We start from the raw sequence: 25,217 nt of genomic DNA, 5'->3' as shown, positions 1-25,217 counted from the left end.
AGTCACTGTACAAATGAAAAAGCATTGTTGGACACAACTGGACAGCTGACATCTTTGCACGTCAACGCAACGATGCAGCCCGAAAGGACCGATATCCGTGGCGCAGCGCGTAGTAGTCACGCTCTCCGACGACCTCGAAGGAGGCGAAGCGGAAGAGACGGTCACGTTCGGACTCGACGGCAAGTTGTACGAGATCGACCTCAACTCTGCCAATGCGTCGAAACTGCGCGACGCTCTCGCGCCGTACGTGGAGGCCGGCCGCAAGCGGGCCCGCTCGGGCAAGACGTACCGCCGCACCGCCGTCGCCCCGGACCCGGCCGCGGTGCGCGCCTGGGCCCGGTCGAACGGCATGGAGGTGCCTCCGCGCGGCCGGATCCCCAAGAAGGTCTACGAAGCCTTCGACGAGTCGGCCTGAGCCAACCCGCTCTGCCCGAGGCACCCGCGTTCAGCCTGAGGCACCCCCCGTTCAGCCGAGTTGCACACCACCCCGGGTGATCCGCTAAAGTCTGGAGCACGCCGAGGGGCGAGGCCGAAAGGCCGAAACCCCGAGGAAGACACCATGCGGGTGTAGCTCAGTAGTAGAGCGCCCCCTTTCCAAGGGGGAGGCGCAGTGTGCGATCCCTGTCACCCGCTCTCATCGTCTACCGGCCTCGTGTTGACGAGGATCAGGTAGAGTGATGCACGCGCCGATCGGTGAAAGCCGGTCGGAGGCATGCGGACGTGGCTCAGTTGGTAGAGCATCACCTTGCCAAGGTGAGGGTCGCGAGTTCGAATCTCGTCGTCCGCTCCAGATCTGAGGCGCCGGTCGAATCGACCGGCGCCTCAGGCGTTTTGATGCGGCTCCGAGCCGCTTCACCGCCGCGCGGAGCGGCACCGGAGCGGTATCGGAGCGGGCTCGAGGTCCGGGGTGGTAGTTCACCGGTCGCGGGTTTGGTTATAGTAGAGGCGCGCCGAACCGGAAAAGTCCGGCGCAGGCGGACGTAGCTCAGTTGGTAGAGCGCAACCTTGCCAAGGTTGAGGTCGCGAGTTCGAGCCTCGTCGTCCGCTCAGGGAACGCAGGGGCCCCGGCCGATCGGCTGGGGCCCCTGGTCGTTCTTCCGTCCCTTGGCGGGCTCCCCGGCTACTTCCAGCTGGTGCCGGTCAGCAGCTCGTAAGCCTCCGCGTACTTCGCATGCGTCCGCTCGACGACCTCCGCCGGGAGCGGGGGCGGCGGCTGCTCGCCGGCGCGGTCCCAGCCGGAGGCCGGAGAGGTCAGCCAGTCGCGGACGTACTGCTTGTCGAAGGACGGCTGCGCATGGCCGGGCTCCCACTGGTCGGCGGGCCAGAAGCGGGAGGAGTCCGGGGTCAGCACCTCGTCGGCGAGCACCGGCTCGGCGCTCTCCGCGCCCAGGGTCGCCTCCGCGTAGCCGAACTCGAACTTGGTGTCGGCGAGGATGATCCCCCGGGCGCGGGAGATCTCCCGGGCGCGGTTGTAGATGGCGAGGGTGGCCTGGCGCAGCTGGGCGGCGGGCTCGGCGCCGATGCGGTGGGCCACCTCCTCGTACGCCACGTTCTCGTCGTGCTCGCCGACCTCGGCCTTGGTGGCCGGGGTGAAGATCGGGGAGGGCAGCTCGGAGCCGTCGGTCAGCCCCTCGGGGAGGGCGATTCCGCACACCGTACGGGTGTCGCGGTACTCGGCCAGGCCGGAGCCGGTCAGATAGCCGCGTGCCACGCATTCGACCGGGACCATCCGCAGCGACCGGCACACCAGGGTCCGGCCCTCCCAGTCGGCGGGGGCGCCGGCGGGCAGCTCGGTGGACAGGACGTGGTTGGGGACGAGGTCGGCGAGCAGATCGAACCACCAGAGGGAGAGCTGGGTGAGGATCTTGCCCTTCTCGGGGATCTCGGTCGGCAGAACCCAGTCGTAGGCGGAGATCCGGTCGCTGGCGACCATGACGAGCTCACCGCGCTCGTTCCGGTAGAGGTCGCGCACCTTGCCGGTGTGCAGGTGCTGAAGGCCCGGAACCTCGACCGGCTCGGGCTTCTCAACGAATCCGGACACGCTTCCTCCTGGTGTTTTTGTCCAAGCCCCTCGATTCTGCCGCACTGAACGGCGACGACCTGCGGTGGGGCGCGGAGCCGCAGGGGTGCGGCGCTCCGGGTTCCGCTTCCGGCCGGTTCGGACACGTCGTACGAGGAACTCGTGGGGCAGAACACCGATGGGGACGGCGGGGAGGTGCGGGATGGCCGACGCGGCGATCGTGGGCAGCGGGCCCAACGGGCTCGCGGCCGCCGTCACCCTGGCCCGCGCCGGGCTGCGGGTGGTGGTGTACGAGGCCGCCGCCGACATCGGCGGCGGGCTGCGCACCCAGCCGCTCTTCGACCCGGAGATCGTCCATGACATCTGCTCGGCGGTCCATCCCATGGCGCCCGCCTCCCGCTTCTTCCGCGAGTTCGGCCTGGCCGCGCGCGGGGTGGAACTGCTGACGCCCGAGGTCTCCTACGCCCATCCGCTGGACGGCGGCCGCGCCGCGCTCGCCCACCGCGATCTGGGCACCACCTGCGCCGGGCTCGGCCCGGACGGGGAGCGCTGGCGGCGGCTGATGGCGCCGCTGGTGCGACACAGCGAGGGCGTCGTCGACTTCATCCTCTCCGGGCAGCGCGCCCTCCCCCGCGATCCGGCGGCACCGCTGCTGCTGGCCCCCCGGATCCTTGTGCACGGCACTCGGCTCGGTGCCGCCCGCTTCGCCGGTGAGGCGGCGCCCGCCCTGCTCACCGGGGTCGCCGCCCATGCCGTGGGCGAACTGCCCAGCCTGGCCGGCGGTGCGGTGGCTGCCCTGCTCGGGCATCTGGCCCACGGGCTCGGCTGGCCGCTGCCGCGCGGCGGCAGCGCCCGGATCGCCGAGGCCATGGTGGACGACATCACCGCGCACGGCGGCACCTTCCACACCGGGCGCGCGATCGGCGACCTCCGTGAGCTGGACGGGTATCGCGCGGTGCTGCTCGACACCGGTGTTCCGGGACTGCTGGACATCGCCGGGCGCGCGCTGCCCGACCGCTACGCCCGGGCGCTGCGGCGGTTCCGCTACGGCCCGGCCGCCGCCAAGGCCGACTTCCTGGTCAGCGAGCCGATCCCGTGGGCCGACCCCGCCGTGGGCCGCGCCGGGACCGTACACCTGGGCGGCACCCATGCCGAGCTGGTCCGGGAGGAGAACCGGACCGCGCGCGGGGTCCGCAGCCGGGCGCCCTTCGTGCTGCTCGTCGACCCGGCCGTCACCGACCCCGGGCGCGCCCGGCCCGGCAGGCGCCCGGTGTGGGCCTACGCGCACATGCCGAACGGCGACGACACCGACCCGGTGGAGCTCATTCGCTCCCGGATCGAGACGTACGCCCCCGGCTTCGGCGACACGGTGCTCGCGGCGCGCGGGATGTCGGGGCGGGACCTGGAGCGTTACGACCCCAACGACGTGGGCGGGGACATCGGCTCGGGCGCGATGACGATCCGGCAGAGCCTCGCCCGGCCGGTGCCCCGCCTCGATCCGTACCGCACTCCGCTGCCCGGCCTCTTCCTCTGCTCATCGGCGACTCCGCCGGGGCCGGGGGTCCATGGGATGTGCGGCTACCTGGCGGCCCTGTCGGCGCTACGGCATCGTTTCGGCATCCGGAAGGCCCCGCCCCTGGCCCCGGTGGCGTAGGGGGTACGTCCGGCGGATCGTGACGCCTGCGGCGGGCTGCTCCCCACCCCGCCCCTTCCCGAAACTGAGGCTCCGCCCCAGACCCCGGCGTCCAGAGGCGGAGAGCCCCTGTAGCGGTGCGGGGAGAGGGAAGCCCCCGCACCGGCCACGGGCGCCAAACGGCACCCGACGGACCGTGACGCCTGCGGCGGACTGCTCCCCCCACCCCGCCCCTCCCCGAAACTGAGGCTCCGCCCCAGACCCCGGCATCCAGAGGCGGAGAGCCCCCTGCCCAGCAGGACGAGGAGCGGAAAGCCGCCCTCCACCAGCCGCAGGCCAAGCGACGCCCGGCGGATCGTGACGCCTGCGGCGGGCTGAGCATCGATACACGGCCCCCGCGTGGCAGGTCTCCGCCCCAGATCCCAGGGGGTCCAGGGGCGGAGCCCCTGCCCCCGCACCGGCCGCAGGCCAAGCGACGACGCCCTACGGGTCGTTACGCCCGCGGGCGGGCTTAGCATCGATATGCGGCTCCGCCGCGGGGGTCCCGGGGCTCCCGGGGATCCCGGGGGTCCAGGGGGTCCCGGGGGTCCCGGGGGCGGAGCCCCTGGTAGTGGGAAGGGGCGGGGTGGGGAAAGCATCCGTGGTTCGCCGGACACTGTCTCAGCCCCGTTTGCAGATCCGGTCCAGCAGATTCGCCGTGGCCCGCTGCACCCGCTCATCCGTATGACCTGGGCGATCCAGCGCGGGCGACCACGCGAACGTCCCCGACGCGAAGACCAGCGCGCCGCTCGGGGCCCGGTAGAGCGAGGTCTCCTGGTGGCGGATGGCGCCCTCCGTGTCTTCGTACGGGGAGTGGGCCAGGAGGATGCGGCGGAGGTGGTCGGGGAGGGCGGTGCGGGGGAAGTAGCGGTCGGCCTCGCCGGCGACCAGGCCGGGGAGCTCGTCGCCCTCGTCCGCGCCCGTGGCCTCCCACAGCCAGTGGCGGGCGTTGCGCACGATCAGCGGGCTCGGCTCGGGCACCCGGCCCGCGTACTGAATGCCGATGAGCTGCTGCTCGGGCGCGGTCTCGCGCCAGAGTGCCGAGCGGCCGGGGCCGCGGCGCTTGCGGCAGGTCAGCAGCCGGGCCGGGCCGGAGGGCGAGGCGGCGAGCTCGACCTGCCAGTACATGGTGTTCGCGGAGAGGAAGACCAGCGAGGTGCCGCTGTCGCGGGCCGCCTCCACGGTGCGGCGCATCGGCGCCGACCAGTACTCGTCATGGCCGGGGAAGACCAGCCCCCGGTAGCGGGTGGGGTCGACGCTGCCCGCGTGCAGGTCGCGCATCTCGGCGTACGCGAGGTCGTAGCCGTAGCGCTCGGCCCAGCGGATGAAGTCGTAGGCGTGCCCCACATGGAGGGGCAGCCCGGCGCCCGCGTACGGCCGGTCGAAGGAGACCGTGGTGGCCGCCTCCGACTCGCCCAGCAGCTTTCCCCGCTCGTCCCAGGCGTGGTAGAGGCTGGCGCCGGTCCGGCCGTCCTCCGGGTAGAGGTTGTACGCCTGCCAGGTGAGGTCCGGGAGGACGAGGAGGAGGTCGGCGGGGCGGCTGTCGCGGACGGTGAAGGGGATGTGGCTGCGGTAGCCGTCCAGGGTGGTCAGCACCGCGACATACGCGCCGAGCTTCCAGTACGAGGGGATCTGCATCCGCCAGGACAGCCACCAGTGGTGGCAGGAGACGGTGCGGTCGGCGGTGAGCGGGGGCGGCTGGACGATCCCGGACAGCCGGGGGCTGGTGGTGATCTTCAGTGCGCCGGTGCCGTCGTAGTAGCCGATGCGGTAGATGTCCACGCTGAACTGCTGGGGCGGGTCCACCGTGATCCGGAAGTCGATGGCCTCGCCGGGGGCCGCCGCGGAGCTGGAGGGGAAGCCCTTGATCTGCCGGTGGACATCGTCGGCGGTGCGGGGGCCGGGGATCCTGGCGGGGCCCCTCGCGCCGATCCGCTCGGTGGCCCGGGCGTCGGCGCCGGAGAGATGGACGTGGTCGACGTACCACGGGACCACCCGGCCGGTGTCGTCGAAGTAGTTCTCACTGTCGCGCAGCCAGGGCAGCGGGCCCTGGCCGAAAGGATCCGTCACCGCGTGAGCGAGCGCTCCCGACTCCCAGCGCCGGATCTGGTCCGTCCCCACAACTGCTCCCCTCCCTGCGTACCCGGCGGCGCCTCGCCTCGCTGTCCTCGCACACCGCGCCGCCGCGGGTCCGGCCTTGTGGGCCGGGCTGCGGGGGCCGGTCCTGCGGTTCGGGCCGGTTGGGCCGGAACTCCTGGGCCGGGCGACAGCGACCGGTCCAAGCACATCACATTACGCACCTACTCCGTCACCGATAGTCGCCAAATTGCCGGAACAGGCACCGAACGCGCGACAAGGGTGCACATAGGAGCGGTATTCGGCGGGGGCCCGCGCCGCCACACCAGGCCGCAGCCGCTACACCAGCCGCAGCCGCTACACCAGCCGGACGGGCTTCTCCGGGCGGACCCCCACCTCGCCGAGCCAGGCGCGCAGCGGCCCGTCGTCGCCGTCCTCCACCAGGCTCAGCACCGGATGCGCCAGGTCGGCCCGGCGCCGCCCGCCGACGAGCAGCGCCGGCCCGTCCAGCCAGTCGAGGCCGGGGGCCGCACCCGCGGTGTCCACGGCGGCGCAGCAGACCATGGCGGTGACATGGTCGGCGAGCAGCTCCCGGCCGGTACGGGGCGGCTGGAGCGGGAACGCCGGGGCGAAGCCGTCGATCCACGGGTCGCCGCCGGAGCCGCCCGCGGGCCCCTCGGCACCCGCCGCCGGGCCCTGGCCGTGCCCCCGGGTGGCGGCGGCCTCCTCCCGGGCCACCTCGACGCTGAGCCGGGCGGCGAGGCGGGGGGCGCCGCCGTCGGAGCCGCCGTCGGTGCCATCGGCGGGCCCGGCCGGGGCGGCGGTGAGCCGGTCGATGAGGCGGGCCAGGGTGGCCGGGGCGGGCCCGCTCGCGCGGGCCGGTGCGGGGGCGGCGCCAACGGGCTCATGGGCGTCGTCCCGCTCGTCCAGGAGCCGGTTGAGCCGGGCGGCCTCCTGTCGCCACTTGCGGTCCACGACCTCCTCCGGATACGCGCCCCAGTCGACCGGGGACCAGTCGGGGCCCGGCTCCGGCGGGCCGCCGTGGAAGAGGCGGGCAGCGAGCAGCGAGGTGGCCTCGTCCATCGCCCCGGGCTCCTCCAGCAGGTCGCAGGCCGGGCGCTCGCTCAGCCGGGAGGTGAACCCCTCGGCGAGCCGGTCCCGGCGGGAGAGCTCGGTGAGCGCCGAGACCACGCCCGCGTCCAGCCGGGAGGGCCAGCGGCCCATCCGCCAGGCGGGCAGCGCGACCCGGGTCAGCAGCCGGTCCCAGCCCGCGTAGGCGAGGCCCACCTGCTCCTGGGCGACGATCCGCAGCCCGTAGTCCACCGTCTGGGCCCGCTCGGAGGCGGCCGCGGCGACCGCGCGCTCCATCTCGGCCGCGTGGTCCCGGCAGCCGCGCAGCAGCAGCCGGGCGACCCAGCCGACGAAGCCGAAGGCGGGCCGGCGCACCGCCGCCACCAGGGCGGGCGCGGGCCCGGACGACGGCTCGCCGCCACGGGCCGCGACCGCCACGGCGGCGTCAAGGCCGCGCACGAAGCGGCGGGCGGAGGCTATGTCGGGGTGGACGGACGGGCCGGTGCCCGCGACCACCGGGGCGAGCAGCGCGCGCAGCTCGGCGACCCGCATCCACCACAGGAACGGCGAGCCGATCACCAGCACCGGCGCCCGCGGGACGCCCCGCTCGGGGCGGTCCACGACCCGGTCGGCGCCCGCCGCCGGGCCGGGCCCTCCGGCGCCGCGCACCGGGCGCGGCTCCTCGACCGCGACGGCGCCGCGGTCCCGGCGCTCCCGCCGGTTGGCGTGCGCCGGATGGGTACGGTCCTCCAGCCAGCTGTCGCAGTCGGGGGTGAGCGCTATGGCCGAGGGCGCGGGGACCTCCAGACGCTCGGCCAGATCGCGGATCAGCCGGTAGAGGTCGGGCGCGGTCTCCTCGGCGACGGGCACCGTCGGGGTGAGCGCGGGCCTGGCCCGGACGACCACGGCGGCCACGGCGGCCGCCAGCAGCAGGACCACCAGGGCGCACCCGGTCACCACCCAGCGCAGCGCCGTCCAGCCCTCGTCCTGGGAGCCGCCGATGCTGCCGGTGGCGCTTCCGGCCAGCAGCACTACGGCGGCGGCGGCCGGGAGGAGTGCGACCGCGAGCGCGGTGCTCCGGATGCGCAATACCGCGAGGGCGCGGGCACGCGCCTCCAGGGCACCTGCTTCGGGACCTGCCACGGTTCTCATCACCCCCTACTGTCCGGCCGGTGTTTGAACAGCGGACGACGGCGGCGTTGTTTTCTCCCCACCCACTGTCGCACCGGCCGCCGACTCCGCAATGCCGGTGGGCCAGTTGCCGCACCTCGCCTGAGCGGCACACTAGTTGGGGGCCGGGCGCGCGTCAGCAGGATGCGGAACCGCTCACCCAATGGAATGGCCTTGGGTAAAACCGGGAACTTCGCGATGGCGACGCCGGGCCCCGTGTGAACAGGCGGAAGCGGCCTTCCGAACCGTTCACTGACACCCTTGAGCCCCCGGTTGAGACACTTCTTACAGCCGTTCTTACAGCCGTCCCCTGTGCCGCTTACGCATCCGCTTCGGCGGCCGCCTTCGCCGCGATGTCGGAGCGGTGGTGGGAGCCCTCCAGGCCGATCCGGCCCACCGCGCGGTACGCCCGGTCGCGCGCCTTCGCCAGGTCGGAGCCGGTCGCGGTGACGGAGAGCACCCGGCCGCCCGCGCTCACCACCTCACCGGACGCGCCGTCCCGCTTGGTGCCCGCGTGCAGGACGTACGCCTTGGGGCCGTCCTTCTCGGCCACCTCGTCCAGCCCGGTGATCGGGTCGCCGGTGCGGGGGGTGCCCGGGTAGTTGTGCGAGGCGAGGACCACGGTCACGGCGGCACCGTCGCTCCAGCGCAGCGGCGGCTCGGCCTCCAGACGGCCGGTGGCGGCGGCGAGCAGCACCGCGGCCAGCGGGGTCTTCAGCCGGGCGAGGACCACCTGGGTCTCCGGGTCGCCGAAGCGCGCGTTGAACTCGATCACGCGCACGCCCCGCGAGGTGATCGCCAGGCCCGCGTACAGCAGCCCGGAGAAGGGCGTGCCGCGGCGGCGCAGCTCGTCGACGGTGGGCTGGCAGACCGTGGCCACGACCTCGTCCACCAGGGCGGGGTCCGCCCAGGGCAGCGGGGAGTACGCGCCCATGCCGCCGGTGTTCGGGCCCTCGTCGCCGTCGTGGGCGCGCTTGAAGTCCTGGGCGGGCTGGAGCGGGACCACGGTCTCGCCGTCGGTGATCGCGAAGAGGGAGACCTCCGGGCCGTCCAGGAACTCCTCGATCACCACCCGGCCGCAGGCCAGCGCGTGCGTACGGGCGGCCTCGACGTCCTCGGTCACCACGACGCCCTTGCCCGCGGCGAGGCCGTCGTCCTTGACGACGTACGGGGGGCCGAAGGCGTCCAGCGCCTCGTCGACCTCGGCGGGGTTGGTGCACACATAGGCACGGGCGGTGGGCACGCCCGCCGCCGCCATCACGTCCTTGGCGAACGCCTTGGAGCCCTCCAGCCGCGCGGCCTCCGCGGACGGCCCGAAGGCCGGGATCCCGCGCTCGCGCACGGCGTCGGCCACCCCCGCCACGAGGGGGGCCTCCGGCCCCACGACCACCAGGCCCGCCCCCAGGGAGGCGGCGAGGTCGGCGACGGCGGCACCGTCGAGCGCGTCGACCGCGTGCAGCTCGGCCACCTCGGCGATGCCGGCGTTGCCGGGGGCGCAGTGCAGTGCGGTGACGTCGGGGTCGAGGGAGAGAGCGCGGCACAGGGCATGTTCGCGGGCGCCGCCGCCGATGACGAGGACCTTCACGGTAGGCAGCCTATTGCCTGGGGCGGCGGGCGCTGTGCGGCGGGGGCCGCGGCACGGTCCGGGGGCGGTCCGCGGGCGGTTCGCGGGCGGTTCGCGGGCGGTCCGAATGCGGTTCGAGAGCGTCCGGGTGCGGTCCGGCGGGGTTCGGCGCGGTGTGGCCTGGATCCCCGTGCGAGCCCCTGCGCCGTGAGCGGGGGCACTCTTTTGGGTGAGGAGTGGGCGGCCCTATACCCGATGGGGCAGCCCTTATGGACTGAAATCCGGTGATCGGGTCATCGTGGCCAACCGTTCGGCGGTAGGAATGGTGGTCGCGCGTCAGCCGCGCGCAGGAGAGACACCGCCGCAGAGGGAGTCGCACGGTGAGTCAGCCGGAGATGCAGCCCGAGGGGCTCCCTCGGCAGGAGGGTGCGAGGAACCAGGGTGACCTGCTCGGCCGACCCTTCCCGCACGGCGACTGGGGGGAGCCCGCGGAGCGGCTCGACGAGTTGTACCAGTGGGTCGAGGAGGGCGCGCTGGAGGTCGCCGGGTGGTATCTCGCCGACCGGGTGTGGAAGCGGCGGGCCGCCCGGGTGCTGCGGGTGGGGGCCGCGGTGGCGGGGGTCGTGGGGGCCGTACTGCCGCTGCTGGATCTGAACGGGACGCTGGACGGCGGCGCCGGGTGGGGCGCGCTGGCGCTGCTGCTGGCGGTCGCGTGCGTCGGCGGCGACCGGTTCTTCGGGCTGACGTCCGGCTGGATGCGGGACATGGCCACGGCGCAGGCGGTGCAGCGGCGGCTGGAGGTGTTGCAGTTCGACTGGGCGTCGGAGAGCGTGCGGGAGGTGCTGGGTCCGACCGAGGGCACCGCGAGCGAGGCCGTGGAGCGGTGTCTTTTGGTGCTGCGGCGGTTCTGCGAGGACGTGTCGGAGCTGGTGCGGGCCGAGACGGCGGGCTGGATGGTGGACTTCGGATCCGGTTCCGCGCCGCTGGTCACGCAGTCGCTGATGGCCCAGGGCCCCCGTCCGGACACCGGGAGCCCCGCGAGCCGCTTTCCGCTGCCGCCGGGCCCCGCCCGGCCCAATATGCCGCGACAGCGTCCTCCCGAGCCGCCCCGCTGATGACGGATGACGGCCGCGGGGCCTCCCGGGGACGGCGGTCAGCCCGGCGGTCGGTCGGTGGTCAGCCCGGCGGCCAGCCCGGCGGTCAGCCCGGTGATCAGCTGAAGACGATCATCGAGCCCTGGCCCAGGCTGCGCGTCGCCGCCGCGTGCAGCCCCAGCCACACATGGCGCTCCCGCGCGAAGGGGCTGTCCTCGTACGGGACCGACGCCGCCGGCTCCTCCAGGCTCGTGGGGCGGGCCGGGGGCGCTGGGGCGGCCGGGGGGTTGGACGGGTCGATGCCGAGCGCCGGGGCGACCGCCTCCAGTTCGCGCAGCAGTCCATGGCTGGAGCCCAACGGGCCGCCGCCCTCGAGGAGTTCGTCGCTGGACAGCGGGCTCTGGAAGTCGACGGGGACATACGCGCCCGCGTGGTCGTAGTGCCACACCAGATGCGACTGCTGGGCCGTGGGCTCGAACATCTCCAGCAACTGCTCGTAGTCCCCGCCGAGTTCGTCCACCGGCGTCACCGCGAGTCCGCACAGCTGGAGCAGATAGGCGCGGCGGAGGAAGTGCAGCGCGTCGTAGTCGAAACCGGCCACCGGGGCGACATCCCCGGAAAGACCCGGCATATAACTGAAGACGGGCACGGGCGGCAGACCGGCATCACCGAGCGCCTTGTCGTACGCGGCGATCTCTTCGGCGAAGGGGTTGTCGGGGCTGTGGCACAGCACATCGACGAGGGGGACCAACCAGAGGTCACATGCCACGCGATCTCACTCTCGTATCCGTACGGTCGATGGTCGGCCCAGCGTAATGCCCTACGTACGCGGCGCGAAGAGTGCGGGACGCGGGCCCTGGGGGTCCGGGGCCCATGGATCGGGTGGAGTTCGCGAAGAGTTCAGAAGGAGATCAGGGGGAGTTGACTTCCGGCTCGGCCCCCGCTCCGTTCCGCGAGCGGGTCTCCTCCCCCGTCACCAACCGCTCGATCAGCGCACGGAAATGCGTGTTGTACGCCGCTATGAGCCGCTCCGAGTCATGGGGATCCCCACGGGTGACCGCCGCCATGAGCTCGCAGTGCCCCGTCCACAGCAGACCCCGCAGATCGGGTACGCGGCGCAGGTACGGCACCGTGAACACCCAGGTCTGCACCCGCAGCCGCTGGAGGAAGTCCGAGACGTACGGATTGCCGACCAGCCCGCAGATCTCCCGCCAGAAGCGCAGGTCGTAGCCGATGAGGATGTCCAGGTCGCCGGAGCGGGCGGCCCGCTCGGCCTCCTCGGCCCGGCGCCGCACCGAGGCCAGCGCCTGCGTGGTCATGCTGTTCAGCGTCTGCTCGACGTAGTGCCGGAAGACGCCCTCCACCACCATCGTGCGGGCGTCCACCATGTGCCGGAAGTCGTCGATGGTGAACTCGTGGACCTTGAAGCCCCGGTGCTCCTCGACATCGAGCAGCCCCTGGGAGCACAGGTCGAGCAGCGCCTCCCGGACGGGGGTCGCGGAGACGCCGTACTGCTGGGCGATCTCCTTGACGGTGAACTGGCGCCCCGCAGGGAGCCTGCCCGCGAGCACCTCGTCGCAGAGCGCGTCGGCGATCTGCTGCCGCAGAGTGTTCCGCTTGACCGGGCTGGTGCCGGGCACGGGCATCGAGGACCGTCTCCTTCCACGGCCGTCGGTATAAGAAAGCGGACGGCCCTCGCATCACGATATGCGAGGGCCGTTGCGCGGAACACGCAGAGTGCGGCGGTGGTCTACACCGGGCAGCCGTCGGACGCCGGTCGGGCGCCGACCAGGAGGCAAACGGGCAGCGAGGGAAGCCGGTACCGGCAGCGGCTACGCCGTATGCGCGTCGGCCGCGTTCAGCGCCTCGTCCAGGATCGCCAGCCCCTCCTTGGCCTCGGCCTCGGTGACCGTGCACGGCGGCACGACATGGGTGCGGTTCATGTTCACGAAGGGCCACAGACCGCCGCGCTTGCAGGCCGCCGCGAAGTCGGCCATCGGCTGGTTGTCCGCTCCGCCCGCGTTGTACGGCACGAGCGGTTCGCGGGTCTCCTTGTCCTTGACCAGGTCCAGCGCCCAGAAGACACCGAGGCCGCGCACCTCGCCGACCGAGGGGTGGCGCTCGGCGATCTCCCGCAGCGCGGGGCCGATCACGTTCTCCCCGATCGCGGCGGCGTTCTCCACGATCCCCTCCTCCGCCATCGCGTTGATCGTCGCGACGGCCGAGGCGCAGGCCAGCGGGTGGCCGGAGTAGGTGAGCCCGCCCGGGTAGGGGCGCTGGTCGAAGGTCGCGGCGATCTCGGCGGAGATCGCGACGCCACCGAGCGGCACATAGCCGGAGTTGACGCCCTTGGCGAAGGTCAGCAGGTCCGGGGTGACGCCGAAGTGGTCGGCCGCGAACCAGTGGCCGGTGCGGCCGAAGCCCGCCATGACCTCGTCCAGGATGAACACGATGCCGTAGCGGTCGCAGATCTCCCGGACCCCGGCCAGATAGCCGGGCGGCGGGACCATGATCCCGGCGGTGCCGGGGATGGTCTCCAGGATGATCGCGGCGATAGTCTGCGGGCCCTCGAAGGCGATGGTGTCCTCGAGGTGGCGCAGCGCGCGCTCGCACTCCTGCGGCTCGCTGTCGGCGTGGAAGGGCGAGCGGTAGAGGAACGGCGCCCAGAAGTGCACCACACCCGCCGAGGCGGTGTCGGAGGGCCAGCGGCGGGGATCGCCGGTGAGGTTGATCGCGGCGGCGGTGGCGCCGTGGTACGAGCGGTAGGCGGAGAGCACCTTGGCGCGGCCGGTGTGCAGCCGGGCCATGCGGACCGCGTTCTCCACCGCCTCGGCGCCGCCGTTGGTGAAGAAGATCTTGTCGAGGTCGCCGGGGGTGCGCTCGGCCACCAGCCGCGCCGCCTCGGACCGAACGTCCACGGCGAACCCCGGCGCGATGGTGCACAGCTTCGCGGCCTGCTCCTGGATCGCGGCGACGACCTTGGGGTGCTGGTGGCCGATGTTGGTGTTCACCAGCTGGCAGGAGAAGTCCAGGTAGCGGTTGCCGTCGTAGTCCCAGAAGTACGAGCCTTCGGCGCCCGCGACGGCGAGGGGGTCGATCAGGCCCTGCGCGGACCAGGAGTGGAAGACATGCGCGCGGTCGGCGGCCTTGACGGCGGCGCCGGCCGCGTGGTCGGGGCTGGGCTGCACGGACACGTTCGTACCTCGGATCGCTCGCGGGTCGGGGCGGCACCAGCCTACGGACCCGGCCCCCGCACCCGGCCCCGACAGCCTGTCCGGGTTTCGGGTCGTACGCCGACATCCTGCCGGGCGGCGGGGGGGCGGCCGGGGACCTGTGGCCGTCGCGGGCGGTCGGGGCGCGGCTGTCCGGATTTCGCTCCCGGCGGTCCCCCTCGGAGCTCCCGGGATTCCGTTCTCCGGCTCGGGAGCGACACAGGTCTCCGGCTCGGGAGCGACACAGGACGGATACGGAACCGATAACGGATCGTCCGCGTCGTCCACTTCGCTCTCAGCCGCCCTTATTCTCTCCGGGGGGCTGATCAGGGGGATTCACGGGGAAGGGACGATCGACGCATGGAAGACCTGGGGGCCGAGGACCCTCGCTGGATCGGTGAGTACCGGCTGCTCCGGCGCCTTGGCGCGGGTGGCATGGGCCGGGTGTTCCTGGCTCATTCATCACGCGGGCGCACGGTGGCGGTGAAGCTCGTCCAGACCGAGCTCGCCCAACAGGCCGAATTCCGGCGGCGGTTCAAACAGGAGGTGCGGGCCGCCCAGCGGGTCGGGGGCGCTTGGACCGCGCCGGTGCTGGACGCCGACACCGAGGCCGCCACCCCATGGGTCGCCACCGGCTACATCGCCGGTCCCTCCCTGCACGCGATCGTCGCCGAGTCGGGCCGGCTGCCCGAGCGGACCGTCCGCATCCTGGCGCACGGCCTGACGCAGGCGCTCCACGACATCCACGACGCCGGTCTGGTCCACCGCGACCTCAAACCGTCCAACGTCCTGGTCACCATCGACGGTCCGCGCGTCATCGACTTCGGTATCGCGCGGGCCCTGGAGACCGTCACCGACGGCCTCCTCACGCGCAGCGGCGCCGTCGTCGGGTCGCCCGGCTTCATGTCGCCCGAGCAGGTGCGCGGCGAGCGGGTCACCCCCGCCAGCGACGTCTTCTGCCTCGGCTCGGTGCTCGCCTACGCGGCGACCGGACGTCAGCCCTTCGGCACCGCCGACAGCGGGGTGCACGCGGTGATGTACCGCATCGCCCAGGAGGAGCCGGACCTGGAGGGGCTGCCGGAGGGCCTGCGGGACCTCGTCGTCGACTGCCTGAAGAAGGTCCCGGACGACCGGCCCTCGCTGGAGGCGCTGCTGGAGCGTACGGCCGGGGCGGACGACGACGGCGAGCCCTGGCTGCCGGGCACGCTCGTCGCCCAGCTCGGGCGGCACGCGGTGCAGTTGCTGGAGGTGGAGACGCCCGCCGGGCCGGGGGTGCCCGCGCGCCCGGCCGTACCGCCCGTGGCCGGGGCGGCGGGCCCCGCCGTCCCGCCCGTCGCCGGGGCAACCGGTCCCGCCGTACCGCCGCCGCCCACCGCGCCGCCGTCGGCCACGTCGTACCCCCTCGCCCCGGCGGATCCCCCCACACCCCCGCCACCGACCACCCCGCCCCGCCCCTCGGCGGCGCCACTCCCCCCGGCTCCGTCCACTCCGCCCTCGGCGGGCGCGGCGCAGGGCGGCCCGGGCGGGCCCGGCGGGCACCCGGCCGCGCCGCGGGCGGGCGAGGACCAGGGCAAACCCGACCCGGCCGCCGGGCCAACGGCAGGCGGCACGCCGTCGGCCGACCCGCGGTGGCCCGCGGGCCCGTCCGGCGCGCCCGAGGCAGGCGCCTCAGGGCATGGCGGGGCGGCCGCGGGATCGCGGGGCGCCAAGCCATCGGCGGGCACGCCACAGGCCGAGGCGGCGGGGGGCTCCGCCGCCGCACCCAACGCTCCCGGCAGCGCTGCCAACGCATCGGGCGGCGCCACACCCGGCGGACCGTCCGCCGCGCCTCAGGCAGGCGCGGGGCAGGCCGCACCTGGCCACGGCACGCCCGGAAACGCCACACCGCCACAGGCCGGAGCGGCTGCCGCGCCTCCCAACGCATCGGGCGGGGCCACACCGGGCGACGGCGCCCCGCACGCGACACCCGGCGGACCTGCCGCCGCACCCCACGCGGGCGCCGGGCAGGCCGGACCGGATCACGGCACCCCGCACGCGGGCGCGCCGGGCCACGGCGCCCCCGGAAGCGCCACCCCGGCCGGGACAGCCGGAGGACCCGCCACGCCCAACGCACCCGGCGGCGCCGCGCCGAGCCACGGCGCCCCGCACGCGACACCCGGCGGACCTGCCGCCGCACCACAGGCGGGCACCCCGCACGCGGCCGCGCCCGGCCACGGCGCGCCAGGAAACGCCACCCCGCCGCAGGCAGGCCCCGGTCCCGCCGCGCCCAACTCGCCCGGTTCCGGCGGGCCCTACGCCCCCGGGGCGTACGGCTACCCGTCGCACGCCACGCCCCCGCAGGGGCCGCAGGCGGGTGCGGAGGGCGAGCCTCCGACGCCGTCGCATGGCTTCGGGCCGCCCGCGGTCACCTCGTTCGGGGCGGCCGGGGCGCCTTCCGCCGGATTCGGCGGGCCAAGCGGACCAAGTGGGCCAAGCGGACCAAGCGGACCAGGGGCGCCGAGCGGGCCCGGGGGCGGCTCGCCGCAGACGCCCCCGAAGCCGAACCGACGGCGCCGTAAGACGCTCATCGTCGTGTCCGCCGCCGTCGCCACCGCCCTCATAGCCGGGGTCGCCGCGCTCGTCATCGTCAAGGGGAACGACGACAAGGGCGACCGGGCCAAGACCGACTACGACAAGATGACCCACACCCCGCCCGACCCGGGCGGATCAGGCGGCGGCAACTCCAAGGGCTCCGCCGGGGGTTCGGGCGGCCCCGATCCGTCCGCGACCAAGCTGGAGACGTCGGGCGACGTGCCCACCGAGTACCTGGGCGCCTGGGAGGGCGAGATCAAGGAGAGCGGCGAGTCGACCGGCAAGATCCGCCGGGTCGTGCTCTCGCAGGGGCCGGTCGGCTCGGTCGTCGCCGAGACCCTGACCTCCGACTCGGACTCGTTCTGCCAGGACTCCGCCAAGCTCAAGTCGGTGGACAGCCTGCTCCTCATCGAGGACGAGGACGTGGCCACCAGCATCCCCGAGGACAGTTGCAGCGCGGTCGGCGAGCAGACGCTGCGGATAGGCAACGACGGCACCCTCGCCTGGAGCACCACGGACGGCTCCTCCGAGGCGACGCTGCGCCCCTCCAAGAGCGGCGGCAAGCCGATCCCCGCCGGATACGTGGGCACTTGGCTGGCCAAGGACGCGTTCGGGAAGCCCGACGCCACGTTGAAGATCACCATCAAGCAGGGCGCGATCGGCTCCGTGGTGGCTCAGGAGGTCGCGGACAGCAAGAAGTACCACTGCGAGGGTGACCGGATCCTGGCCTCGGTGGAGAAGGGACTGGTCGTCAGCCCCTCGAAGTTCACCGGGGGCACCCCCAAGAATCTCTGTGGCCCCGGCACGTCACTCACGTTCACATCTTCCGGACATGACAAGCTGCGTGTCGAATATGACGACCCGGACGATTTCAGCGATGAGACGATGACACAGACGTTCACCCGCCTCGACTGATCGGCCGATCGGCAGAGGGACTATCGGCACAGGGACAGGAGCCACACCGCGATGGAGAACCTCGGGGCCCAGGACCCGCGGTGGATCGGCGAGTACCGGCTGCTCGGCAAGCTGGGCGAGGGCGGAATGGGCCGGGTCTACCTCGCCCGCTCCGCCCGCGGCCGCACCGTAGCGGTGAAGCTCGTACAGGCCGAACTCGCACGCCAGGCCGACTTCCGCGGCCGCTTCAAGCGGGAGGTGGAGGCGGCCAGACGGGTCGGCGGGCAGTGGACCGCGCCCGTCCTCGACGCCGACACCGACGCCGAGGTGCCGTGGGTGGCCACCGGCTACATCGGCGGTCCGTCCCTGCACAGCGTCGTCGCCGAGGACTTCGGGGCGCTGCCCGAGCGCTCGCTGCGGATCCTGGCGAACGGCCTGGCCCTCGCGCTGCGCGACATCCACGGCGCCGGGCTGGTCCACCGCGATCTGAAGCCGTCCAACATCCTGGTCACCATCGACGGTCCGCGCGTCATCGACTTCGGCATCGCGCGCGCCCTGGACGCCGTGGGCACCACCACGGGCGGCAATCTGACGATGACCGGCGCGGTCGTCGGCTCGCCCGGGTTCATGTCGCCCGAGCAGGTGCGGGGTGAGCCGGTCACCGCCGCGAGCGATGTCTTCTGCCTCGGCTCGGTGCTCGCCTTCGCAGCCACCGGACGTCAGCCCTTCGGCAACCTGGACAGCGGCATCCACGCCCTGATGTACCGAATAGCCCAGGAGGAGCCCGATCTGGTGGGGCTCCCCGACGGGGCGCGCGGGCTGGTCACCGCGTGCCTGGACAAGGACCCGGCCAAACGGCCGTCGGTGGACGAGCTGGTGGCCGCCACCCAGCCGGTGACCGATGACGGCGAGCCCTGGCTGCCGGGCGGACTGCTCGCCCGGCTGGGGCGGGACGCGCTCCAACTGCTGGAGGTGGAGGCCGAGAACGCGCAGCCGAACGCCGTGGCGCCGCAGCAGGGCCCGTCGGCGTACGGCCACCCCCAGGCCGCCGCGCACACCCCGCCCGGCCCCTCCGCGTACGGCACGCCGACGCCGTCCGCGTACGCGACCCCCCATGCCCACGCGTCCGGTGGTTCCCCGTACCAGATGTCCCAGCCCGCCACCCAGCCCTGGCAGGGCGGCTATCAGACGCCGATGGGCTACCCCGCCCCGGGCACGCGGCTGAGGCCGATCCGGGGTCTGGCCACCGCCTTGATGAGCATGTTCGGCATCTGGCTGGTGCTGACGCTCCTCGACATGGCGCTGAACATCTCGCTGCTCGACGCGTACTTCGCGCACGACTCCGGTGTGGTCTCCGACGACCTCCGCACCAAGCGGAGCGATGTCGATGCGTTGGACAGCGGCACCGGCGTCGCCGCGCTCGTGCTCGTCGTGCTGTGGCTGGTCTGGTTCCGGACCGCCTACATCAACTCCACGGTGCTCAGCCCCGGGCGGCAGCGGTTCGGCAGCGGTTACTCCGTGGGCGCCTGGTTCATCCCGATCGCCCAGCTGTGGCTGCCCAAGCAGATCGCCAACGACGTCTGGACCTCCAGCACTCCGCCGGGGCCCGGCCGCCGCGGCCGCGCGGTGCTGCACTGGTGGTGGACGTTCTTCGTGATCATGTTCCTGATGTTCCCGGTGAACGGGATCAGCGAGATCGTCGGCGACAACGTCCGGGACCAGCGGCCCAGCGTCGCCATCAGCATCGTGGACGACTCGATCGGCATCCTGACCGCGCTGCTGGCCATCGCCGTGGTGCGGCGGATCACCAAGATGCAGGAGCAGCGGGCCGCGCGGCCCGTCGGCCAGCCGCAGCAGCCCGCCGGGGTGTTCGGCCCGCCCGCGGCGTAAGTGAACCGTCCGGCCCGCCCGCGGCGTAGTGACGCCGCGCGCGGGCCGCGCTCCCGCCGAGGGATCAGAGGAACGAGTTGATCTGGATGGTCTCGTCGCGGCCCGGCCCGACCCCGATCGCGGAGATCGGGGCGCCCGACATCTCCTCGAGCGCCTGGACGTACTTCTGCGCGTTCTTCGGCAGCTCGTCGAAGGTCTTGGCCTGGGTGATGTCCTCCGACCAGCCCGGCAGCGTCTCGTAGATCGGCTTGGCATGGTGGAAGTCGGTCTGACTGTACGGCAGCTCCTCGACGCGCTTGCCGTCGATCTCGTACGCCACGCACACCGGGATCCGCTCCCAGCCGGTGAGCACGTCCAGCTTGGTGAGGAAGAAGTCGGTCAGTCCGTTGACCCGGGTCGCGTAGCGCGCGATGACCGCGTCGAACCAGCCGCAGCGCCGGTCGCGCCCGGTGGTCACACCGCGCTCGCCGCCGATCGTGCGCAGCTTCTCGCCGTCCTCGTCGAGGAGCTCGGTGGGGAACGGGCCCGCGCCGACGCGGGTGGTGTACGCCTTGAGGATGCCGATCACGCGGCTGATCTTCGTCGGGCCCACTCCGGTGCCGGTGCAGGCGCCGCCCGCGGTCGGGTTGGAGGAGGTGACGAAGGGGTACGTGCCGTGGTCGACGTCGAGCAGGGTGCCCTGCCCGCCCTCGAAGAGCACGACCTGGTCCTGGTCGATGGCCTTGTTGAGCAGCAGGGTGGTGTCGGCGACATAGCCGCTGAGCCGGTCCGCGTAGCCCAGCAGCTCCTCGACGACCTGGTCGACCGCGATGGCACGGCGGTTGTAGAGCTTGGCCAGCACCTGGTTCTTGTAGTCCAGGGCCGCCTCGACCTTCTGCCGCAGGATCGACTCGTCGAAGAGGTCCTGGACCCGGATGCCCACCCGGTTGATCTTGTCCGCGTAGGCCGGGCCGATGCCGCGGCCGGTGGTGCCGATCTTCCGCTTGCCGAGGAATCGTTCCGACACCTTGTCGAGGGTCGTGTGATACGGCGTGATCAGATGGGCGTTACCGCTGATCAGCAGCTTGGACGTGTCGACGCCTCGGTCGGCGAGACCGCTCAGCTCGGAGAGCAGGACCGCGGGGTCCACGACGACGCCGTTGCCGATGACCGGGGTACACCCGGGCGAGAGGATTCCGGACGGGAGGAGGTGCAGCGCGTACTTCTGGTCGCCGACCACCACCGTGTGGCCCGCGTTGTTACCGCCCTGGTAGCGCACTACGTAGTCCACGGAACCACCGAGCAGATCGGTGGCCTTTCCCTTGCCCTCGTCACCCCACTGAGCACCGAGCAGCACAAGTGCGGGCACAGGCGTACACCCCTTCCGGGCGGGGCATGTCCAACGTGCATGGTGACGCGCGCCACCACAAGAGCCGTCGAACCGGTGCCCCGGATAGACGAAGCCCCTGGCGCAACAGCGACAGGGGCTCTTGCACCGAGAGATTACCTGAGGAAGGACCGAGGTGTCGGCTCCAGATCCCCGGCCCCCTGCGCCGGACACCGCCCGGGGGCGCCCGCTGCTCATGGTCATCGACCCCAACGCCCGCCGCACGGACGGGGAGTCGGTGCGGATCGCGAAGGATGTGCTGTGTGCGGGCGCGCAGACGAAAATCTGCCTGCCGGACGGCCCGGAGGAGGTCGAGCGGGCGCTGGCCCGCCGGGGCGCCCGCCGGCCGGTGCTGGTGGGCGACGACCGCGCCCTGCTGCGGATGGTGGAGCTGCTGCACCGGCGGCGGGAGCTGGCGGACGCCGCGCTGTCGGTGGTCCCGGTCGGCGGCTCCGCCACGGTCGCCCTGGCCCATTCGCTCGGGGTGCCGACGGACGCGGTCGCCGCGGCCCGTACGGTCCTCGACGGGACCGCGCGCCCGCGTGACCTGCTGGTGGACGAGAGCGGCGGGGTGGTCCTGGGCGGGCTGCGGATCCCCTCCGGACTCGCCCCTCACGGTGCGCACGACGGGATGCCGGGCGGCGGCCGCGGCGCGGCTGCCGGGCCGGACGGAATGGACGGGACGGACGGGCACGGCCCGGGCCCGCAGGGCGACGGGGCGAGGGGCCGGGACTGCGGCTGCGACCCCTGCGTCCACGACCGCCGGCGGGCCGAGGACGGCCGGGACGGCACGGGCCCGCCCGGCCACGACCGGGACGGCCCCGGCGGGGAGGGCGATGGCCACCGGCCGTGGTGGAGCCCGGCGGCCCGCACCGCCCGCACCGCGCTGACGCTGCTCTCGCTCCCGGTGATCGGCCTGGCGGGCGGCGCCCGGCGCCCGGAGCATCCACCGCCGCAGCGGCTGCGGATCGAGGCGGACGGGGTGCTGCTGACCGACCTGGACCGGCCGGTGGAGCGGGTCTCGGTCTCGACGGCCGCGCCGGGCGGCGGGCTGGCCGAGATCGTGGTCCACCCCCATGCGGCAGGCGGCCCGCTGCGCACCCGGGCCCGGGCCGTCACCGTCTCCGGACCGGACTTCCGCTACCACGCGGACGCGCTGATCCGCGGCCCGGTCCGCAGCCGCACCTGGACGGTCCTGGCCGAGGCCTGGAGCCTGATGCTCCCCCACCGCCCTTGAGCCCCACTCGCGCCGCCGCGGGGCCCGGTGGGGCCGGGGCGGCGCGGGCGTGCCGGGCCGGGCGGCGTGGGCAGGGTTTCAGCCCGCTTCGGCCTCGCGGGCCTCGGCGGCACGGCGCTCGGCCTGCTGGACACGCCAGCGCTCGAGCATCTTGGGCAGTTCCCGCTGCACGAACTCGAAGAAGTCGGCGGTCTCGGTGATCCGCAGCCCCGCCGGGGTGCCGGGGCCGAGCACCTTCGCGCCGTCGCGCATGGTGCTCTCCCAGCGGGCGACCACCTGGTCGCGGCGGGTCAGCGTCTCGTACCAGACCTCGTTGTAGAGCCGGTAGCGATCGCGGCGGGAGCCCGGCTCGCGCTCCCGCACCACCATGTCCACCTGGGACAGATAGCGGATCGCGCCCGAGACCGCGGCCGGGCTGATCCGCAGCCGCTCGGCGAGCTCCGCCGAGGTGAGTGCCCCGGAGTCGGAGACGAGGAGCGCCGCGAAGACCCGCGCCGCCATGCGCTGCATCCCGGCCTCGGCCAGATCGGCCGCGAACCGCTCGACGAACCTGGACACCGCCGCCTCGTCACGCGCCGCTTCACCGCGCGTGTCATCGGGCGCGCCCCCCGGTTCGTTCGTCTCCCTCACCGCTTCATCATCTCCCCTCTTCGTCACATCATCATAAGTTTATACGGTTCCTTAACTTCACAAATTTGTGAAACTAGCGTAGCTTCTAAATCATGAAAACGGCTATCTCCGTGTCCGGCCTCCACAAGTCCTTCGGCCGGACCCACGCGTTGGACGGCCTCGACCTCGAAGTCGAGGCAGGTGAGGTCCATGGCTTCCTCGGGCCCAACGGCGCCGGGAAGTCCACGACCATCCGGGTTCTCCTCGGACTGCTCCGCGCCGACTCCGGCGCCGTGCAGATGCTGGGCAAGGACCCCTGGCACGACGCGGTCGACCTCCACCGCCACATCGCGTACGTCCCCGGAGACGTCACCCTGTGGCGCAACCTGAGCGGTGGAGAGGTCATCGACCTGTACGGGCGGCTGCGCGGTGGGCTGGACACCGCACGCCGCGCCGAGCTCCTGGAGCGGTTCGAGCTCGACCCCACCAAGAAGGGCCGTACGTACTCCAAGGGAAATCGCCAGAAGGTCGCCCTGGTCGCCGCGTTCGCATCCGAGGTGGAGCTGCTGATCCTCGACGAGCCGACCTCCGGGCTCGACCCGCTCATGGAGGAGGTCTTCCGCGAGTGCGTCGCCGAGGAGCGCGACCGCGGTCGTACGGTGCTGCTCTCCAGCCACATCCTGAGCGAGGTCGAGGCGCTCTGCCGGAGAGTGAGCATCATCCGCAAGGGCCGGCGGGTGGAGTCCGGCACCCTCACCGAGCTGCGCCATCTGACCCGTACGTCGGTGACCGCCGAGCTCGCCGGCGAGCCCAACGGTCTGTCCGGCCTCCCCGGTGTGCACAACGTGGACATCCAGGGCAGCCAGGTCAAGCTCCAGGTCGACTCCGACAAGATGGACGCCGTGCTGCGGCAGCTCACCCAGGTCGGGGTGCGCAGCCTCATCTCCACCCCGCCCACCCTGGAAGAGCTCTTCCTGCGCCACTACCAGGACGACATCACGCGCACGGAAGCCGAGGCGATCGCCCGATGACCGCCGTAGCCGACGCCCGGGTCTCCCCCCGCGCCCGCGGATCGGCCCACGATCTGGCGGGCACGGGCACGCTGCTGCGGCTCGCCCTGCGCCGCGACCGGATCATGATGCCGGTGTGGGTGCTGTGCCTGGGGCTCACGGCGAGCAGCACCGTCGGCCGTCTGAAGAGCGCGTACGACACCCCCGCCCGCCGCGCCAGCCTCGTCAAGGACATGAACGGGAACGGCTCGACCCGGGCCCTGTTCGGCGCCGCCTTCGACGACACGCTCGGCGCGCTCACCGTCTGGCGCGTGGGTGCCTTCCTTACGGTGTTCGCCGCGATCATGAGCCTGCTCATCGTGATCCGGCACACCCGTGAGGAGGAGGAGACCGGCCGCCAGGAGGCGCTCTCCGCGGGCATGGTCGGCCGCCGCGCGGGGCTCACCTCGGCCCTGCTCGCCGTGGCCATCGCCAACGGCGCGGTGACCCTGCTCATCGCGGGCAGCCTCGCGGGCCAGGGCGGCACCGGCGCGCTGGCCCTCGGCCTCGCCGTCGGTCTTTCCGGTATGGCCTTCGGCGGTCTGGCCGCCGTCGCCGCCCAGCTCACGGAGAACGCACGGCTGGCCCGGGGCCTGAGCTCCGCCGCGGTCGGCGTCGCCTTCGTGCTGCGCATGGCGGGTGACGCCGCCGAGGACGGCAGCAAGGGCTCCGGCCATGTGCTGGTCTGGCTCTCGCCGCTGGGCTGGGCCGAGTACGCCCGGCCGTACGCGGACGAGCGCTGGTGGCCGCTGCTGCTGATCGCCGTGCTCGCCGCGGCCTCGATCGCCCTCGCGTACTCCCTCGCCGGGCGTCGCGACGTGGGCGCCAGCTTCTACGCCACCCGCCCCGGCCCGCCCGCCGCCGGCCCCCTGCTGAGCGGGGTCTACGGCCTGGGCTGGCGGCTCCAGCGCGGTGCCCTGCTCGGCTGGGCCGCGGGCTTCGTCTTCGCGGGCGCCATCTTCGGCGGCATCTCCGACGGCGCCAACGACTTCCTCGGCGACAGCGACAAGACCCGCAACATCATCCAGCGGATGGGCGGCGCCCAGGGGCTCAACGACGCGTTCCTGGCCGCCATGGTCGGCGTCCTCGGCACCATCCTCACCGTCTACACCACCACCTCCGTGCTGCGGCTGCGCGGCGAGGAGACCGACCAGCGCGCGGAGCCCCTGCTGGCCAACGCCGTCGGCCGACTGCGCTGGGCCGGGAGCCACCTGGTCATCGCGTACCTCGGCCCGGTCGTCATCCTCGCGATCGGCGGTCTGGCGCTGGGGCTGGGTTACGGCATCGCGGCGGGCGATCTGGCCGACCAGCTCCCCCGCTGCCTCGGTGCGGCCCTCGCCCAGCTCCCGGCGGTGTGGGTGCTCACCAGCGTGACGCTCTTCCTCGTGGGCGTGGTGCCGAAGTACTCGGCCGCGGCCTGGGCGTTCGTCGGCTGGGTGGTCGCCCTGGGCTGGATGGGCCCGGCGCTGGAGCTGTCCGACTCCGTCATGGACACCTCGCCCTTCAGCCATCTGCCGAAGCTGCCGGGCGACGAGGTGACGGCCGCCCCGTTCCTGTGGCTGCTGCTCCTCTCGGTCGTTCTCGCCGCCGGAGGCCTGGTGGGTATGCGCCGCCGTGACATCGGCGGCTGACCCCCGTCGGCCCACCACACCCCGGCAACCGCCCCCTGTTGTCCACAGGCTGTGGACAACAGGGGGCTCGTTTGTCCGGCGTGCCAGGTCT

The 25,217-nt window shown here is 73.2% G+C and carries 16 protein-coding genes, 3 tRNA genes and 1 pseudogene; 11 read left to right on the top strand and 9 right to left on the bottom strand.

Annotated features, from left to right (window positions below):
• The first annotated feature begins 97 nt into the window (after nucleotides 1–97).
• From KHP12_RS28115 to KHP12_RS28100, 4 genes are all read left to right on the top strand, one after another.
• Nucleotides 98–415 carry a histone-like nucleoid-structuring protein Lsr2 gene (locus KHP12_RS28115; protein ID WP_037953281.1) on the top strand — a complete coding sequence of 106 codons (318 nt, stop codon included), beginning with the start codon at nucleotides 98–100 and terminating at the stop codon, nucleotides 413–415.
• Nucleotides 416–561: 146 nt separating this feature from the next.
• Nucleotides 562–633, top strand: a tRNA-Gly gene (locus KHP12_RS28110).
• 81 nt (nucleotides 634–714) lie between these two features.
• Nucleotides 715–790: transfer RNA gene (locus tag KHP12_RS28105), tRNA-Gly, on the top strand.
• Nucleotides 791–974: 184 nt separating this feature from the next.
• Nucleotides 975–1,047: transfer RNA gene (locus KHP12_RS28100), tRNA-Gly, on the top strand.
• Nucleotides 1,048–1,120: 73 nt separating this feature from the next.
• Here the strand turns inward: KHP12_RS28100 and KHP12_RS28095 are convergent.
• Nucleotides 1,121–2,041: a phosphoribosylaminoimidazolesuccinocarboxamide synthase gene (locus KHP12_RS28095; protein WP_086885238.1), complete on the bottom strand. Its 921-nt coding sequence runs from the start codon at nucleotides 2,039–2,041 to the stop codon at nucleotides 1,121–1,123.
• Nucleotides 2,042–2,222: 181 nt separating this feature from the next.
• Between KHP12_RS28095 and KHP12_RS28090 the strand changes: the two genes are divergently transcribed.
• Complete coding sequence (locus KHP12_RS28090; protein ID WP_086885239.1) at nucleotides 2,223–3,674, top strand: phytoene desaturase family protein; 1,452 nt, start codon at nucleotides 2,223–2,225, stop codon at nucleotides 3,672–3,674.
• Between the two features lie 639 nt (nucleotides 3,675–4,313).
• On the opposite strand, the gene KHP12_RS28085 is transcribed toward KHP12_RS28090, so the two are convergent.
• From KHP12_RS28085 to purD, 3 genes are all read right to left on the bottom strand, one after another.
• Nucleotides 4,314–5,813 carry a N,N-dimethylformamidase beta subunit family domain-containing protein gene (locus tag KHP12_RS28085; protein ID WP_210609608.1) on the bottom strand — a complete coding sequence of 500 codons (1,500 nt, stop codon included), beginning with the start codon at nucleotides 5,811–5,813 and terminating at the stop codon, nucleotides 4,314–4,316.
• A gap of 312 nt (nucleotides 5,814–6,125) precedes the next feature.
• Nucleotides 6,126–7,991 carry a hypothetical protein gene (locus tag KHP12_RS28080; protein WP_086882521.1) on the bottom strand — a complete coding sequence of 622 codons (1,866 nt, stop codon included), beginning with the start codon at nucleotides 7,989–7,991 and terminating at the stop codon, nucleotides 6,126–6,128.
• A 337-nt stretch (nucleotides 7,992–8,328) separates the two neighbouring features.
• Nucleotides 8,329–9,594: a phosphoribosylamine--glycine ligase gene (gene purD, locus KHP12_RS28075; protein ID WP_086882520.1), complete on the bottom strand. Its 1,266-nt coding sequence runs from the start codon at nucleotides 9,592–9,594 to the stop codon at nucleotides 8,329–8,331.
• Nucleotides 9,595–9,953: 359 nt separating this feature from the next.
• Between purD and KHP12_RS28070 the strand changes: the two genes are divergently transcribed.
• The gene (locus KHP12_RS28070) at nucleotides 9,954–10,688 is read left to right on the top strand and encodes an SLATT domain-containing protein (RefSeq protein WP_210609607.1); all 735 of its coding nucleotides are present in this window, start codon (nucleotides 9,954–9,956) and stop codon (nucleotides 10,686–10,688) included.
• Between the two features lie 97 nt (nucleotides 10,689–10,785).
• Here the strand turns inward: KHP12_RS28070 and KHP12_RS28065 are convergent, their stop codons facing one another.
• The 3 genes from KHP12_RS28065 to KHP12_RS28055 all read right to left on the bottom strand — a co-directional run bounded on the left by KHP12_RS28065 (nucleotide 10,786) and on the right by KHP12_RS28055 (nucleotide 13,861).
• Nucleotides 10,786–11,436, bottom strand: a complete 651-nt coding sequence (locus tag KHP12_RS28065) for a putative DNA-mimic protein (RefSeq protein WP_210609605.1) — start codon at nucleotides 11,434–11,436, stop codon at nucleotides 10,786–10,788.
• 142 nt (nucleotides 11,437–11,578) lie between these two features.
• Nucleotides 11,579–12,313 carry a GntR family transcriptional regulator gene (locus KHP12_RS28060; protein WP_210609603.1) on the bottom strand — a complete coding sequence of 245 codons (735 nt, stop codon included), beginning with the start codon at nucleotides 12,311–12,313 and terminating at the stop codon, nucleotides 11,579–11,581.
• A gap of 186 nt (nucleotides 12,314–12,499) precedes the next feature.
• Nucleotides 12,500–13,861, bottom strand: a complete 1,362-nt coding sequence (locus KHP12_RS28055; RefSeq protein WP_037953267.1) for an aspartate aminotransferase family protein — start codon at nucleotides 13,859–13,861, stop codon at nucleotides 12,500–12,502.
• Nucleotides 13,862–14,239: 378 nt separating this feature from the next.
• On the opposite strand from KHP12_RS28055, the pseudogene KHP12_RS53835 reads away from it, so the two are divergent.
• Both KHP12_RS53835 and KHP12_RS28045 read left to right on the top strand, forming a co-directional pair.
• A pseudogene (locus KHP12_RS53835) lies at nucleotides 14,240–15,571 on the top strand (serine/threonine-protein kinase); the annotation flags it as partial.
• 1,845 nt (nucleotides 15,572–17,416) lie between these two features.
• Nucleotides 17,417–19,234, top strand: coding sequence for a protein kinase domain-containing protein (locus KHP12_RS28045; protein ID WP_211833881.1), 1,818 nt, complete (start codon nucleotides 17,417–17,419; stop codon nucleotides 19,232–19,234).
• A gap of 64 nt (nucleotides 19,235–19,298) precedes the next feature.
• On the opposite strand, the gene KHP12_RS28040 is transcribed toward KHP12_RS28045, so the two are convergent.
• Entirely contained in the window at nucleotides 19,299–20,582 is a 1,284-nt protein-coding gene (locus KHP12_RS28040; RefSeq protein ID WP_086883875.1) for an adenylosuccinate synthase, read from the bottom strand.
• A gap of 214 nt (nucleotides 20,583–20,796) precedes the next feature.
• On the opposite strand from KHP12_RS28040, the gene KHP12_RS28035 reads away from it, so the two are divergent.
• A complete protein-coding gene (locus KHP12_RS28035) occupies nucleotides 20,797–21,837 on the top strand; it encodes a hypothetical protein (RefSeq protein WP_086883874.1) in 1,041 nt (346 codons plus the stop codon).
• Nucleotides 21,838–21,915: 78 nt separating this feature from the next.
• On the opposite strand, the gene KHP12_RS28030 is transcribed toward KHP12_RS28035, so the two are convergent.
• Complete coding sequence (locus KHP12_RS28030; RefSeq protein ID WP_086883873.1) at nucleotides 21,916–22,467, bottom strand: GbsR/MarR family transcriptional regulator; 552 nt, start codon at nucleotides 22,465–22,467, stop codon at nucleotides 21,916–21,918.
• Nucleotides 22,468–22,559: 92 nt separating this feature from the next.
• Here KHP12_RS28030 and KHP12_RS28025 point away from each other — a divergent pair, with 92 nt between their 5' ends.
• Nucleotides 22,560–23,477 carry an ABC transporter ATP-binding protein gene (locus tag KHP12_RS28025; RefSeq protein ID WP_044572200.1) on the top strand — a complete coding sequence of 306 codons (918 nt, stop codon included), beginning with the start codon at nucleotides 22,560–22,562 and terminating at the stop codon, nucleotides 23,475–23,477.
• Nucleotides 23,474–25,126 (top strand): ABC transporter permease, encoded by a 1,653-nt coding sequence (locus KHP12_RS28020; protein ID WP_211833880.1) that lies wholly within the window; start codon nucleotides 23,474–23,476, stop codon nucleotides 25,124–25,126. Before KHP12_RS28025 ends, KHP12_RS28020 begins: the two co-directional genes overlap by 4 nt.
• Nucleotides 25,127–25,217: the final 91 nt, after the last annotated feature.

The sequence above is a fragment of the Streptomyces asiaticus genome (genome assembly GCF_018138715.1).
In the GTDB taxonomy this organism is placed as follows: domain Bacteria; phylum Actinomycetota; class Actinomycetes; order Streptomycetales; family Streptomycetaceae; genus Streptomyces; species Streptomyces asiaticus.
Note: the sequence above shows the minus strand (reverse complement) of the source record. Positions and strands in the feature narration are given on the sequence as shown.

Coding starts and splice junctions, on each gene's coding strand:
- KHP12_RS28090 (WP_086885239.1), top strand. CDS start 2,223: ATGGCCGACGCGGCGATCGTGGGCAGCGGGCCCAACGGGCTCGCGGCC.
- KHP12_RS28080 (WP_086882521.1), bottom strand. CDS start 7,991: ATGAGAACCGTGGCAGGTCCCGAAGCAGGTGCCCTGGAGGCGCGTGCC.
- KHP12_RS28060 (WP_210609603.1), bottom strand. CDS start 12,313: ATGCCCGTGCCCGGCACCAGCCCGGTCAAGCGGAACACTCTGCGGCAG.
- KHP12_RS28045 (WP_211833881.1), top strand. CDS start 17,417: ATGGAGAACCTCGGGGCCCAGGACCCGCGGTGGATCGGCGAGTACCGG.
- KHP12_RS28035 (WP_086883874.1), top strand. CDS start 20,797: ATGGTCATCGACCCCAACGCCCGCCGCACGGACGGGGAGTCGGTGCGG.
- KHP12_RS28025 (WP_044572200.1), top strand. CDS start 22,560: ATGAAAACGGCTATCTCCGTGTCCGGCCTCCACAAGTCCTTCGGCCGG.
- KHP12_RS28020 (WP_211833880.1), top strand. CDS start 23,474: ATGACCGCCGTAGCCGACGCCCGGGTCTCCCCCCGCGCCCGCGGATCG.